Genomic DNA, 14,017 nt, shown 5'->3' with positions numbered 1-14,017 from the left:
TGTCTGCAAACCCTCTTAACTAATTTTCAGCTCGTCGGAACCCGGCTGGCGCTCGGCAAATGAACTCAGGGTATCTGTGATACGGCTGGTAGTGCCCATTTCCCAAGGTCGAGCAGTATGGTTGCGATACCGGCAGTAGCGATATTTGGGCGAGAGATCGACCGGTCGTAGCAAAGAAGTGGCAGGTATGGTCAATGGATTGCTAGCGAAGCTCCTGGGCGTAAGTGCGGTTAGGTTACCCAGCGGTAATGCAGACGTGATGTCAGTCGGGGAGTTAGCGCGCACACAGTGGACATCATGGTGTGATCTGTAAAACACAGACCACTGGGATGCGGTGCCGGACACTAATGAGACCGACGGTCCCGGTATTCGCACCATGCTTGCGTTGGCAACTAAGTGGCAGTCTTGGCCAGTTTCAAAATCTACGGATTTCGTTGTCGTGGTTTGCCCGCGACCGGTCAGACGGCCGTCACCTTGGCGCGCCTCTCGGCGAGCGATTGGAGCCCGTAAGCGGCCAGCGCGGCGGCCGAGAACGGCAGCAGCACCCAAAGCGGCGGACGTGCCAGCTCCCACACGAACAACGCCGCCCAGATCGGTGCCCGCTGGGTCACGGCAAGTACTCCGGCGGCACAGGTCAGCGATACCGCGGCGACGCTGACCGGGTGAACGTCCATGGTGTTGATCGCAAGGGCGATAAGCGAACCGAGCGCGGCGCCGGTCGCGAGCGCGGGGGTGAGCATGCCGCCCACCGCGCCGGCGCGCAGGAAGATCGCCGTGAGGATGGGTTTGAGGAGCAGGATCACCGCGGCAGATCCGAGCGTCATGCCACTGTCGAGACTGACAGTCAGGATGCTCTTGCCATTGCCCGGGAGCTCGGGCCACCACACCGAACCAAGGCCGACGAGCAGGCCCGCCGCGGCGATGCCCGGGATGATCAGCCACGACGTGAGCGCCACCGCGGGGCGGGCCAGTGCCATGAGCCGGTTGAATGCCATGCCCACCGCGACCGCCAGGGGGGCCAGGACCAACGCGAAACCGGTCAGAAAATACGACAGGCTCGGGTCCGGCCATTCGAGCGGAGCCCGAACATGTGTCACCGGTGACGCGACGGCGACTGCCAACGCAGAGGTGACCAACGCGGCTCCGACTGCCCGTGGATGCCAGGTATGCAACATGATCCGGATCGCGAACAACGCACCGCCGACCGGCACGCTGTATACCGCTCCGAGCCCGGCCCCCGCGGCGCAGGCGAGCAGAATCTCGCGGTCGTGGGGCGTCAACGCCCACCGTGAGGTGCCGGCGTCGCCGAGCGCCACGGCAACCTGACGGGGTGCGCCCTCACGGCCCAGCGATGCACCGGAACCCACCACGAGCACCTGGAGCGCGGCGTCGAGCGTCAGTGAAAGCCGGGGGATGGCACGGTGATTGGCGATGGTCGACGCCAGGCCGGGGACTTCGTGGTGCCGACGCAGAACCCACCAGCCGAACCCGGCCAGCGCTCCGCCGATCATCGGGCCGACTGCGCGGCGCACCGGGCTGCTACCGGTGACGCCTTCCAGTAGCGAGCCGAATGTGTACGCGTAGGTGAGGTGCTCGACGAAGTGCAGGAGAACCGTCGTCGCCATGCCGGCCAGGCCCGCCAGCAACCCGATGATGACGATGCTGCAGCCGAACTCAAGCTCACGCCTGGTCACTCCGTGAATGTATGCGGGATACGCGGATTCGTCAGCGTGGTCGGGAAAGCCGGTGACGTGGGACTTCCCGCGCGGCCGTCGGCGCCCCGCTATCGTCGGTGACGATGCCCAGCGAAACGCCCCGCCTCCTGTTCGTCCACGCCCATCCGGACGACGAAACCCTGACCACGGGTGCCACGATCGCGCACTACGCCGCGCTCGGTGCCGACGTGCATGTGGTGACGTGCACCCTCGGCGAGGAGGGGGAGGTCATCGGCGACCGCTACGCGCGGTTGGCCGTCGACCACGCCGACCAACTCGGCGGATACCGGATCAGCGAGCTGACCAAGGCGCTGAGCGCGCTCGGCATCGGCGCACCACGGTTCCTCGGCGGCCCCGGTCGCTGGCGCGACTCGGGCATGGAAGGTTCACCGGCGCGCAAGCAACAGCGCTTCATCGACGCCGACTTCGACGAGGCGGTCGGCGAACTGGTGCAGATCATCGAGAACCTGCGACCGCACGTCGTCGTCACCTACGACCCCGACGGCGGGTACGGGCACCCCGATCACAAGCAGGCGCACCGCGTCACCACCGCGGCCGTGGCGGCCGCCGGCTGGGACGTCCCCAAGTTCTATTGGACGGTCATGGCGAGCACCGCGATGCGGGCCGGCCTCACGGGCCTGCAGGACGTTCCCGAGGACTGGATCCGGATCGACGTCGGCGATGTTCCGTTCGGGTACGCCGACGACCAGATCGACGCCGTCGTCGACGCCACCGCGCAGCTGCCGGCCAAGGTCGCCGCGATGCGCGCGCACGCCACCCAAGTCACCGTCGCCCGCGACGGGAGCGCATTCGCGCTGTCCAACAACCTCGCCCTGCCGCTGCTCGGTGAGGAGCACTACGTGCTCGTGTCGGGCGCCGCGGGGGAGCGGGACGGGCGTGGGTGGGAAACCGACCTGCTGTGCGGACTGAATCTGCAATAGCCAAAACCGGACGCGGTAAGCTCCGGTGAATCAGACGCGTCGAAGGGACATTCATGGACCCCGATCTGGATCCGAATCTGCAGCACTGGCAGGACCGTTTTGACAACTACCAGTGGGTGGTGGGTTCGATGGTCGGGCTGCTCGACAGCATTCCCACCTGACCCCGCCCTCGGACCTGGTGCTGGGTCGCATCGTCCTGGCACTGCTCGCGGTTGACGGCGTCATCTCGGCCGTCGCAGGTGCATTGCTGCTGCCCTCATATATCGGATCGATCCCATTTCCGGTGAGCGCGCTGGCGGTCGGAGCGGTCAACACCGCGCTCGTGTGGGCGGCCATGTACTGGACCGATTCCATGCGGATGGCGGCCCTGCCCCTGTGGACCTGGCTGGCCACCGTCGTTGCCATGACGTTCGGCGGCCCAGGCGGAGACATCATCTTCGCCGGCCGCGGATTGATGGCCTACGGATCGCTGATATTCATCGCCGCCGGTGCGTTACCACCGGCGGCGATGCTTCGACTGCGCTACCGCCGCTGACCTAGCTCTTGCCGTTGTCGGACTTGCTGTTGTCCTTGGACTGCTGGGAATCCTTGGACGACACGGTCTTTTCCTTCTGGACCTTGGGCTTCGGCGCCACGTTCTTGACCGCGTTCCTGACTGCCTCGCGGGTGTCGTCGGTGGCTTTCTTCACGCCCGCCGCCGACTTGTCGAAGGCAGAGCGGATGCCCTGTTTGCCTGAGGGCACGGTACGGGCCGGTGTCTTGTCGACCGCTTCTGTCTTGTCGACCGAGGTTTCGTTCGGCGCCTCGGTTGCTGTCGTATCGGCGTCGACATTCCGCAGAGACTCGCGTACCGACTTCGGGACGACGCTGATGTCGTCTTTCTGTGCGGTCGTGATCTCCTGCGCGCCGGTGTAGTCCGAAACAGCCTTGACGGTGTCTTTGAGGCCGTTGGCGAGGTTCTCCGACGCTTCCTTGGCGCTCTCGATCGTGCCTTCGAGAGCCTTTTCGGCTGTGCTCCCGGCGATCTCCGTGACCGGATTCACTTCGTCCGCCGCTGCCTGCACCTTGAGACGGTCGGTGAGGGTTGCGAGGCCGGTTCCCCCGGCCAGCGACTTGAACGCCGTGGCGAAGTCGTCGCGGGCCTTGGCGAGTGCGTCGGTCAGCGACGTGAGCGGGCTCTGGACGGCGCCTCCGAGCGCTGCTGTCGGTGCGGCGAGCGCGCTGGCCAGGAACGGTCCCTGCAGCGGCGGACGCGGTGGGAGCGGGATCGGCGGCAATGGGATGAACGTGCCGACGACATCGATGCCCAGCCACGCGACGGCCAGGACGGCATCCACGCCGAAGTCGGCGAGGTTCTGGATGATGCCGCCGTTCCCGCGCAACCAGTCGGTGAAGTTGAAGACGCCGCTGGCGACGAGGGATTGGCCGAAGTTGTAGGCGTCCATGAGTAGGCCGCCGGCCCATCCGCCGACCCAGGGAATCCATCCGAGTGCGTATGCGCCGACTTCGAATCCCCACCGCACCCAGGGCTCGACCGTCACATAGACCTGGTCGATCGTGTTGGCCAGATTAGGTGCGATAGCGATCGCGGTGGGTTGTGCGGTCACATCACCGGCGACCGCGGCCGACGGCGCGATGCCCGGCGCGGCGGCGGAACCGGTCTGGGTGGGGAGCTTCGGTGCCACCGCGGCCGTCATCCGGCTGGCCGCGGCGAGTAGATCGACCATGGCCTGCGTCAGCTGCGGCTGTGCGGAGGTCGGGTGCGCGGGGACGGCGATGTCAGCCGGAGCCGGTTGGACCGGAGTGAGCGCGATGGCTGTAGCGGTAGCTGCGGCGGCTCCTGCCACCAGATACGAACGAACACTTGTGGGCATCACGACTCCTTCGGTATCCCCTTCCCGACGGAAACAACTTACGCGGTCGGCAACCCGTTCGTCGTTCCTTTATGGTGTGTGTCCCCTAAGGGCCTGACGCCGTGCGGACATGCTGGGTCTATCGTGGCGGTTATGCCGGGCGCATTGGTTTCAGAATGTGAGACGCGTGGATGATTGTGTACAACGACGGGGTTACACGGGAGTGGCTCTGAACCCCCAGCACGGCGCCGATCTGCCCACCCCGGCCGTCCCACCGAAATCCGCGGTGCCCAGTGCGCCGACCACTTCGGGCGCCCTACGGCGGGTGTTGCGCCGAGCCCGTGACGGCGTGACGCTCAATGTCGACGAGGCCGCCATCGCGTTGACGGCCCGCGGCGAGGATTTGGCCGATCTGTGTGCCAGCGCCGCCCGGGTGCGCGACGCCGGCCTGGAATCAGCCGGCCGGCGTGGAGCCGGCGGCCGGCTTCCGGTCAGCTACTCGCGCAAGGTCTTCATCCCGGTGACGCATCTGTGCCGAGACACCTGCCATTACTGCACCTTCGTCACCGTGCCCGGCAAGCTGCGCGCGCAGGGCATGGGCATGTACATGGAGCCCGACGAGATCCTCGACGTGGCCCGCCAGGGTGCCGAGCTGGGCTGCAAGGAAGCGCTGTTCACCCTCGGTGACCGCCCCGAAGATCGCTGGGACGAGGCTCGGCAATGGCTCGACGAGCGTGGCTACGACTCCACGCTGGACTACGTGCGGGCCATGGCCATCCGCGTGCTCGAGGAGACCGGCTTGCTGCCGCACCTGAACCCCGGCGTGATGAGCTGGTCGGAGTTGTCGCGGCTGAAGCCCGTCGCGCCATCCATGGGAATGATGCTGGAGACCACCTCGCGGCGCCTGTTCGAGATCAAGGGCGAGGCCCACTACGGCAGCCCGGACAAAGATCCTGCGGTGCGGCTGCGGACGCTGGACGACGCCGGTCGGTTGTCGATCCCGTTTACCACCGGCCTGCTGGTGGGCATCGGCGAGACGCTGACCGAGCGCGCCGAGACCATGCATGCGATCCGCAAGTCCCACAAGGAGTTCGGCCACGTTCAGGAAGTGATCGTGCAGAACTTCCGGGCCAAGGACCACACCGCGATGGCATCGACGCCCGATGCCGGGATCGACGACTTCCTGGTGACGATCGCGGTGACGCGCCTGGTGCTGGGGCCCAAGATGCGTATCCAGGCCCCGCCCAACCTGGTGTCGCGTGACGAATGCCTGGCGCTGATCGGCGCCGGCGTCGATGACTGGGGCGGTGTGTCACCGCTGACCCCCGACCACGTCAACCCGGAGCGGCCCTGGCCGGCGCTGGACGATCTGGCCGACGTCACTGCCGAGGCAGGTTACGACCTGGTGCAGCGGCTGACCGCGCAACCGCAGTACGTGCAGGCGGGTGCGGCATGGATCGATCCGCGGGTGCGCGGGCATGTCGATGCGCTGGCCGATCCCGACACCGGGTTCGCGCTCGACGTCAAACCCGTGGGCCTGCAGTGGCAAGAACCCGACGAAGCGGGTTCGCTGGGCCGCATCGATCTGCACTCCGCGATCGACTCCGAGGGCCGGCTCACCGAGACCCGCAGCGACCTGGACAGTGCATTCGGCGACTGGGAGTCGATCCGCGCCAAGGTGCACGAGCTCGCCGCCCGCGCGCCCGAACGAATCGACACCGACGTGCTGGCTGCGCTGCGCTCCGCCGAACGGGATCCGGGCGGCTGCAGCGACGACGAGTACCTCGCGCTGGCCACCGCGGACGGTCCGGCACTGGAAGCCGTTACCGCACTGGCGGATTCGTTGCGTCGCGATGTCGTCGGGGATGACGTCACGTTCGTCGTCAACCGCAACATAAACTTCACCAACATCTGCTACACCGGCTGCCGGTTCTGCGCGTTCGCGCAGCGTAAGGGTGACGCCGACGCGTACTCGCTGTCCACCGACGAGGTCGCCGACCGTGCCTGGGAGGCGCATGTCGCGGGTGCCACCGAGGTCTGCATGCAGGGCGGTATCGACCCGGAGCTTCCGGTCACCGGTTACGCCGATCTGGTGCGTGCCGTCAAGGCACGGGTGCCGTCGATGCACGTGCACGCGTTCAGCCCGATGGAGATCGCGAACGGCGTGACCCGCAGCGGGCTGTCCGTGCGGGAATGGCTGACAAGTCTGCGTGAGGCCGGTCTCGACACCATCCCGGGCACGGCCGCCGAGATCCTCGACGACGAGGTGCGCTGGGTGCTCACCAAGGGCAAGCTGCCGACGTCAGAGTGGATCAACGTGGTGACGACCGCGCACGAGGTGGGCCTGCGCTCGTCGTCGACGATGATGTACGGACACGTGGACACGCCCAAGCACTGGGTCGGGCACCTCAACGTGCTCCGTGGCATCCAGGACAAGACCGGCGGCTTCACCGAATTCGTGCCACTGCCGTTTGTGCACCAGTCCTCACCGCTGTATCTGGCCGGCGGCGCGCGTCCCGGGCCCACGCACCGCGACAACCGCGCAGTGCACGCCTTGGCACGGATCATGCTGCACGGCCGGATCCCGTCGATTCAGACCAGCTGGGTCAAACTCGGCGTCGAACGCACCCAGGTGATGCTGCGCGGCGGTGCCAACGATCTCGGCGGCACGTTGATGGAGGAGACCATCTCCCGGATGGCCGGCTCGGAGAACGGGTCAGCCAAGACGGTGGCCGAACTCGTCGCGATCGCCGAGGGCATCGGCCGCCCCGCCCGTCAACGCACCACGGATTACTCGCCCCTCGCTGCCTGACTCCCTTCCCGCCGTGGATGCGCTGGCAGTACCCACACCATCGCGCTCGCTAGGATCAGATCGGCCACTGGACCAGCCATGGCTGGCCCATAGCTGGGTTCGTTCGCAACTGACACGGTGGTGCACATGTCGAGCCAGGCTGGCAGCTCTGGGCTGCGGGGACGCGAACGTGATTGCGCGGTCCTGACGGAACTGGTCGCCGCAGCCGGCTCGGGTCAGGGCCAGGTACTGGTGCTGCGTGGTGAGGCGGGTATCGGTAAGACCGCGCTGCTGGATCATGTGGCCGAATTCGCTTCGGCCTCGGCGGGGTTCCGAGCATTGCGGGTCGCCGGGGTGCAGTCCGACCTGGACCTCGCCTATGCCGGCCTGCAACAGTTGTGCTCGCCGCTGATGGGCCACCTCGATGGGTTGCCGGGCCCGCAGCGGGACGCGCTTACCGTCGCCTTCGGCTATGGCACCGGACCGACGCCGGACCGGTTTCTGGTCGGGTTGGCGGTCCTGAGCCTGCTGGCGGCGGCCTCTGCCGACCAGTCGGTGCTGTGCATCGTCGATGACGCACAGTGGCTCGACCAGGTATCGGTGCAGACGCTGGGTTTCGTCGCACGACGGTTACTGGCCGAACGGGTCGCTCTCGTCTTCGCGATTCGCGACGGGCATTCGGAGATACTGGCCGGACTTCCCGAACTCATTGTCACCGGGCTGTCCGATGCCGACGCGCGAGCCCTGCTCGAATCGGTGATGCTCGGCGGTATCGACCCGTTGGTGCGGGACCGGATCGTCGCCGAGACCCGCGGTGTCCCACTGGCGATTCTCGATGTACCGCAGACCGTTTCGGCTACCGAGCTGGCGGGCGGCTTCTGGATCTCCGGCAAGCGTTCTTCCACCGCGGCCATCGAGGAGGGTTTCGTGCAGCGCATTCAGGCGCTGCCGGAGAGCACCCGGTGGCTGCTGCTCGTCGCAGCGGCCGAACCAGTGGGTGATCCCGCTCTGTTTCTGCGGGCCACGGCCTCGCTCGGCATCCCGGCCGACGCGCTGGGCCCGGCCGAGGCGGCCGGTCTCATCGAGTTCGGCACCCGGATGCGGTTCCTGCATCCGCTGATGCGTTCGGCCGCTTACCGCGCTGCCGAACTGGGCGAACGCAGGACCGCTCATCGAGCGTTGGCGGATGCGACCGATCCGAGCGATCACCCCGACCGTCGCGCATGGCATGCTGCCGCGGCGGCGACCGGACCCGACGACACGGTGGCCGCCGAGCTGGCCGCCTCGGCTGACCGCGCGCAGAGTAGGGGTGGAATCGCCTCGGCTGCAGCATTTTTGGAGCGCTCGACCGTGCTCACCCTAGACCCCGAGCTGCGCGGCTCTCGCGCGATCGCCGCGGCCCAGGCCAAGCGCGAAGCGGCGTCACCCGATGCGGCCTACGCACTGCTGGCGATCGCGGATTCGGCCTCGCTGTCCGCGCTGCAGCGAGCTCAGGTCGCACGCATGCGCGCGCAGATGGACTTCGTCCGCAGCCGGGCCGGCGCAGCGGGAGCTCCGAAGGTCGGCGATGCGGCTGCGCACCTTCTCGCCGTCGCGCGGACCCTCGATGGACTCGACGATGACCTGGCCCGCGAGACGTACCTGGAGGCGCTCACCGCTGCGATGTACGCCGGGCGTCTCGCTGACCCCGGCCTGCTGGCAGAGGTGGCCGCGGCCGGCGGAACAGCGGTCGGCCGGGTGGCGCGGCTCGAACGTCCGCACGACTTCCTGCTGCGGGGCATGTCGTCGCGGATCATGAACGGACCCGGTGCGGGATCCGCCGATCTGCGTGCGGCCCTTGAACTCTGGAACACCCACGCAGAACAGAGCCCGGGTCAATGGCTGTTCTGGCCGTTCCCCGTCGCCCAGGAATCGGCCGCGCATGAGATGTGGGACGACAAGGTATTGGAGCGGATCGCCACCGACACCGTGCGTCGGGCCCGGGAGGCGGGAGCGCTGGCCGCGCTGCCGCCCGCTCTCGGGTACCGGGCCGGCGTGCATTTCTATCGCGGCGAATTCGATGCAGCGACAAGGCTTATCGAAGAATCGAATGCCATCAACGCATCGATGGGTTATGTGCCGGTGCGCTACCACAGTTTGACGGTGGCAGCGTGGCGGGGCATGCACGACGAGGCCCTCGCCATCATCGCGGGAGCCGCCGCCGACGGGGCGGCCAGGGGCGAAGGACGGCTGCTCGGGCTTTGCGGCTTCAGCACCACGGTGCTCTACAACGGTCTCGGCCGCTACGAGGAGGCCCTGGCGGCGGCACAGACGGCCTGCGAATACGAGGACCTCGGGTTCTACAGTTGGTGCTTGTACGAACTCATCGAGGCGGCGGTGCATCTCGGTGACCGGGAGTCCGCCATCGCTGCGCTGCCGGCATTTCGGGAGCGGGCGGAAGCCAGCGGTACTGACTGGGGCCTTGGTGCACTGGCGGCGGCGCAGGCACTACTGGCCGACAACGAGAACGCCGAGGCCAGATTCGTCGAGGCGATCGAGCGATTGGAACGCGCCGATATCGCCTTGCACCTGTCGAGGGCCCGGCTGTCCTACGGGGAATGGCTGCGCCGGGTGAACCGCCGCACCGAGGCCCGGCGCCAACTCGCTGCAGCCCACGACATCTTCACCAAGATGGGCGCGCAGGGATTCGCCGAACGAGCCCGCCGGGAGTTGCTGGTGACCGGGGAGAAGGTCCGCAAACAACCGGTGGTATCTGGTGATCAGCTGACCTCGCAGGAGGCGCAGATCGCCGGCCTGGCCCGCGACGGGCTGACCAATCAGGAGATCGGCACACAGTTGTTCATCAGCAATCACACCGTGGAATGGCACCTGCGCAAGGTTTTCGTCAAGCTCGGCATCACCTCGCGCCGCCAATTGCGCACAGTGTCGTGGTCTGGATAGTTCTCGCCGCCCGGGGGCGTTCTACGGGAAAGACAGGTCATGTCGACCGTGTCTCAGCCCTCAGAAGGAGAGAACATGAGCTTGGATAGCATTGCGCACCTTGGTAATCGGGGTCTCGATGAGTTGGTCCCGTCGCGCTACGCGGTGCAGGTCGGCGACATCGAGGTGCTGGTGATCAGCGATGGGGTGCTGCCGATCACCGCTTCGACGTTGGCCACCAACGCCGAACCAAGCGAGCTGGCGGGCTGGCTCGGCGACAATTTCCTGCCGCCCGAGGTGGTCGACTGGCCGCTGAATGTGGTGGTGGTGCGCACCGGCGAACGAACCATTCTCGTCGACGCCGGACTGGGGCTGGAGTTTCCGGATTTCCCGCGGGCCGGCAATACCGTGCAGCGACTCGAGGCGGCCGGTGTCGATCTGACGTCGGTGACCGATGTGGTGCTCACCCACATGCACATGGACCACGTCGGCGGGCTGATCACCAAGGGCGTCAAGGAAAGACTGCGCCCAGACCTGCGGGTCCACGCCGCGACGGCAGAGGCCGAGTTCTGGGAGTCACCCGATTTCTCCCGCACTGTCATGCCGCAGCCGATCCCGGACGTGCTGCGCCGGGTCGCCACGCAGTTCCTCGACGAGTACCGCGGGCAGTTGCGAACGTTCGAGACGGAGTACGAGGTCGCACCGGGCGTGCTCATCAGCCGCACCGGCGGACACACCCCCGGACACAGCGTGGTCCGCCTGGACTCCCGCGGCGAGAAGCTGACGTTCGCCGGCGACGCTGTGTTCGCGCCAGGTTTCGACAACCCCGAGTGGCAAAACGGATTCGAACACGACCCTGAGGAGGCGGCCCGCGTCCGGGTCGATCTATTGCGGGAGCTGGCGGCGACCGGCGAGTCATTGGTGGCCACCCACCTGCCGTTCCCGTCGGTCTGCCGCGTTGCGGACGCCGGAGACGCGTTCCGCTGCGTTCCGGCTGTCTGGGACTACTGAACGCCTGTCGGATCGGGCTCTACGTGGCCGCCACCACGGATCGGACTACGGATTTTCAGGGGTCCGCGTAGGGCCCGTACAGGTGAGGCTGGATCCAGCCCGGAAACCAACTCTCACCTGGAGGTTCTCAACATGGATGTACTCGACGCCAACACGCCGGCGGCGCAACAGTGACGCTGACATCTGTCCCGGACACATCGGACACCGACGAATCCGACGCCGAGATGGCGGCGCGGTTCACCCGGGAGGCCGGCCCGCTGCGCGATGTGCTTCAACGCGGGGCCCGCCGGCTGACCCGAACCGAAGCCGACGCCGAGGATCTGTTGCAGGACACCCTGTTGCACGCTTATGCGGGCTTCCGCAAGTTCCAGGCGGGTACCAATCTGCGGGCGTGGTTGTTCCGGATCATGTACAACCGGTGGGTCAGCAACCACCGGGGTACGCAACGGCGGTTGGCCGAGATCGCGGTGGAGGACGTCACCGACCGTGATCTGGCTCGTGCTGCCGTGTACCGCTCCGGCAGTCTGCATTCCGCGGAGACCGAGGTGCTGGGCGCACTGCCCGATCCCAGTCTCACCGAGGCATTGGCCGAACTCCCCGACGGCTACCCGGCGGTGCTGTATTACGCCTGCGTCGAGGGATACACCTACGCCCAAACCGCCGCCATCCTGAACATCCCGGTCGGCACCGTGATGTCGCGAGCATCACGTGGGCGGCAGCGGTTACGGGAATCGTTGGCGCCGCCCGAACAACGTATCGCCTAGTCAAGGAGGCGCAGTGGAATTATCCCAGCAATGCGCGCTGGTCACCGGCGGCACCGCCGGTATCGGGCTGGCTTCGGCACGGCTTCTGGCCCAGGCTGGCGCGTCGGTCATGATCACCGGCCGTGATGCCGACCGCGGTGCCGCCGCGGCCGCCGGAATCGGACCGCGCGCCCGATTCATCCAGGCCGATCTGTCCGACATCCGCGCGGTGAACGAGCTTGTGAAGCAGGTAGGCACGGTCGACGTCCTGGTGAACAACGCAGCGAGCTTCCCGGCCGCGCTGACCGTCGACCAGGAAGTCTCGTCCTTCGAGCGGACGTATGGCACGAACGTCCGTGGACTCTATTTCCTCACCGCGGGGTTGGTGCCCGGGATGCTGCAGCAGGGACGGGGCAGCATCGTGAATGTGACCACCATGGTGGCGACGAAGGGTATCGCCGGAGCGTCGGCCTACAGCGCCTCCAAGGCGGCGGTGGAATCCCTGACTCGCACATGGGCGGTGGAATTCGGCCCAGCCGGGGTGCGGGCGAACAGCGTAGCTCCCGGACCGACCAGAACCGAAGGCGTGCAGGCGGAATGGGGCGAGTCCAACGAGGAGCTCGGTAGGTCGCTGCCGTTGGGCCGCACCGCGGACCCCGACGAGATCGCCCAGGCGGTCCTCTTCTTGGCCTCGCCACGTTCGAGTTTCGTCACCGGTTCGACATTGCACGTCGACGGTGGCGGGAGTGCCCTGTGAACCGTTCGGCCGGTACCGGATTGAGGAGCAGCCATGACGAAGAAATATGACCCGGCTTGGGAAGGCGCACTGACCGTGGTGCACGAGGTGGTGCCTCCGTTCCTTCCCCACGGGGCACATGCGATGACGGTGGTCATCGAGTATCCGCCGGGCAGCGCAGGTGCACCCCCGCACAAACATCCCGGTGGCCCCGCGTTCGGCTACATGCTTGAGGGGGAGATGCTCTTCGAGCTGGAGGGTGAACCGCCCCGTGTCATCCGCGCGGGGGAGGCGTTCTGGGAGCCCGGCGGCGATGTCATCCACTACTCGGATGCCAACCACCGCGACGACATCCGCAGCAGGTTCCTGGTCACCATGTTGTGCGTACCAGGGCAACCGATGCTGACCCTCGTCGACGACGAAGAGCTCGCCGCGCGGGCGCACCTGCGCGTGGTCGCCGAAACCGAAGGGTGACGGCCCGTCGGCAGGAGGGCCTGGCGTATCGGCGGACGTGCCATGCGCCGAGGCGATTGCCAAGGGTATCGGCCGGCCGGCCCGTCAACGAACCACGGATTACTCGCCCCGCGCTGCGTGAGTAATGCCACGGGCGATCCCGCTGTACCGTGAGCGTGCGTGTCTGTCGGTGGACGCGGACTACGACAGTGCGCTCGCGCGGGTCAGGCAATTTACGTCGTGCCCGTCGCCGGCGATTCCCGAGTCTGTCAACCGCCCACTGAGGATCTCGCAGGCCAGGCTCCCGGCATCGCCGATGATCGGGTCCGCACCCACCATCTGGTCGCCGACCCCGCTACTGAACAACGTCGCCTGGCCGCCGCAATGCGTGCCGGTCAGCAGAGTGCCCGCCGGACCCGAGGGCGCTGTGATGTCGATGCAGTTCGCGCCGGTCCATCTGACCACGGTCGTGTAGCCGCCTCCAGCTGTGGTGGCGGGGACGGCCGGAACCGGTGCGGCCGGGCCGGTCGCGGCCGGACCGCTGCCATTCCCGTCGTAGAGCGGGAGCCCTCCGCCGCCGGATGCCGACCCTCCTCCGGTCTCGCACGCGACGCCGTCGCCGTCCCGGTCCAGTTTCGTGCTGTAACCGGGTTGGCCCGCATAGAGGGGAGCGGCGCCGGCGGCTCGGGCCGCTGCGCAATTCGGGTAGGCGTTGGCGATCGGCGCCGCGAGGAGTGAGCTTGTTGCTGCGGCAGACATCAGGATGAGGGCGAGTAGGCGCATACCAGTGGTTCCGATCTTCAAATTGACAACTACGCAAATTGCTGACCACCGCATGATGCGCCGCCGGACTCA

11 protein-coding genes are annotated in these 14,017 nt (G+C 67.1%); 8 read left to right on the top strand and 3 right to left on the bottom strand.

The window, feature by feature from the left end; translation table 11 throughout:
* Positions 1 to 458 precede the first annotated feature (458 nt).
* Positions 459 to 1,694 (bottom strand): chloride channel protein, encoded by a 1,236-nt coding sequence (locus EYZ64_RS24035; protein WP_135457363.1) that lies wholly within the window; start codon positions 1,692 to 1,694, stop codon positions 459 to 461.
* Between the two features lie 104 nt (positions 1,695 to 1,798).
* Here EYZ64_RS24035 and mshB point away from each other — a divergent pair, with 104 nt between their 5' ends.
* Complete coding sequence (gene mshB, locus EYZ64_RS24030; RefSeq protein ID WP_135457361.1) at positions 1,799 to 2,656, top strand: N-acetyl-1-D-myo-inositol-2-amino-2-deoxy-alpha-D-glucopyranoside deacetylase; 858 nt, start codon at positions 1,799 to 1,801, stop codon at positions 2,654 to 2,656.
* A gap of 178 nt (positions 2,657 to 2,834) precedes the next feature.
* Entirely contained in the window at positions 2,835 to 3,191 is a 357-nt protein-coding gene (locus tag EYZ64_RS24025; RefSeq protein WP_135457359.1) for a hypothetical protein, read from the top strand.
* Between the two features lies 1 nt (position 3,192).
* On the opposite strand, the gene EYZ64_RS24020 is transcribed toward EYZ64_RS24025, so the two are convergent.
* The gene (locus tag EYZ64_RS24020) at positions 3,193 to 4,530 is read right to left on the bottom strand and encodes a hypothetical protein (protein ID WP_135457357.1); all 1,338 of its coding nucleotides are present in this window, start codon (positions 4,528 to 4,530) and stop codon (positions 3,193 to 3,195) included.
* Between the two features lie 202 nt (positions 4,531 to 4,732).
* On the opposite strand from EYZ64_RS24020, the gene EYZ64_RS24015 reads away from it, so the two are divergent.
* The 6 genes from EYZ64_RS24015 (at position 4,733) to EYZ64_RS23990 (ending at position 13,183) form a co-directional block, all read left to right on the top strand.
* Positions 4,733 to 7,321, top strand: a complete 2,589-nt coding sequence (locus EYZ64_RS24015) for a bifunctional FO biosynthesis protein CofGH (RefSeq protein ID WP_167857944.1) — start codon at positions 4,733 to 4,735, stop codon at positions 7,319 to 7,321.
* Positions 7,322 to 7,447: 126 nt separating this feature from the next.
* The gene (locus tag EYZ64_RS24010; protein WP_135457353.1) at positions 7,448 to 10,240 is read left to right on the top strand and encodes a helix-turn-helix transcriptional regulator; all 2,793 of its coding nucleotides are present in this window, start codon (positions 7,448 to 7,450) and stop codon (positions 10,238 to 10,240) included.
* 75 nt (positions 10,241 to 10,315) lie between these two features.
* Entirely contained in the window at positions 10,316 to 11,230 is a 915-nt protein-coding gene (locus EYZ64_RS24005; RefSeq protein WP_135457351.1) for an MBL fold metallo-hydrolase, read from the top strand.
* Between the two features lie 170 nt (positions 11,231 to 11,400).
* Positions 11,401 to 11,994: a sigma-70 family RNA polymerase sigma factor gene (locus EYZ64_RS24000; protein WP_502702986.1), complete on the top strand. Its 594-nt coding sequence runs from the start codon at positions 11,401 to 11,403 to the stop codon at positions 11,992 to 11,994.
* A gap of 13 nt (positions 11,995 to 12,007) precedes the next feature.
* Positions 12,008 to 12,730, top strand: coding sequence for an SDR family NAD(P)-dependent oxidoreductase (locus EYZ64_RS23995; RefSeq protein ID WP_135457349.1), 723 nt, complete (start codon positions 12,008 to 12,010; stop codon positions 12,728 to 12,730).
* A 33-nt stretch (positions 12,731 to 12,763) separates the two neighbouring features.
* Positions 12,764 to 13,183, top strand: coding sequence for a cupin domain-containing protein (locus tag EYZ64_RS23990; RefSeq protein WP_135457347.1), 420 nt, complete (start codon positions 12,764 to 12,766; stop codon positions 13,181 to 13,183).
* A gap of 180 nt (positions 13,184 to 13,363) precedes the next feature.
* Here EYZ64_RS23990 and EYZ64_RS32260 read toward each other — a convergent pair whose 3' ends face one another.
* A complete protein-coding gene (locus EYZ64_RS32260; RefSeq protein WP_286175111.1) occupies positions 13,364 to 13,921 on the bottom strand; it encodes an excalibur calcium-binding domain-containing protein in 558 nt (185 codons plus the stop codon).
* Between the last annotated feature and the right edge of the window lie 96 nt (positions 13,922 to 14,017).

It is taken from the genome of Mycobacterium sp. DL99 (genome assembly GCF_004762045.1).
Taxonomy (GTDB): Bacteria; Actinomycetota; Actinomycetes; order Mycobacteriales; family Mycobacteriaceae; genus Mycobacterium.
This window is presented reverse-complemented; position numbering and strand designations above follow the sequence as displayed.

What these genes read in the sequence shown, in the direction of transcription:
- EYZ64_RS23990 (WP_135457347.1), top strand. Translation starts at nt 12,764, where the DNA reads ATGACGAAGAAATATGACCCGGCTTGGGAAGGCGCACTGACCGTGGTG.
- EYZ64_RS32260 (WP_286175111.1), bottom strand. Translation starts at nt 13,921, where the DNA reads ATGTCTGCCGCAGCAACAAGCTCACTCCTCGCGGCGCCGATCGCCAAC.
- EYZ64_RS24020 (WP_135457357.1), bottom strand. Translation starts at nt 4,530, where the DNA reads ATGCCCACAAGTGTTCGTTCGTATCTGGTGGCAGGAGCCGCCGCAGCT.
- EYZ64_RS24005 (WP_135457351.1), top strand. Translation starts at nt 10,316, where the DNA reads ATGAGCTTGGATAGCATTGCGCACCTTGGTAATCGGGGTCTCGATGAG.
- EYZ64_RS24010 (WP_135457353.1), top strand. Translation starts at nt 7,448, where the DNA reads ATGTCGAGCCAGGCTGGCAGCTCTGGGCTGCGGGGACGCGAACGTGAT.
- mshB (WP_135457361.1), top strand. Translation starts at nt 1,799, where the DNA reads ATGCCCAGCGAAACGCCCCGCCTCCTGTTCGTCCACGCCCATCCGGAC.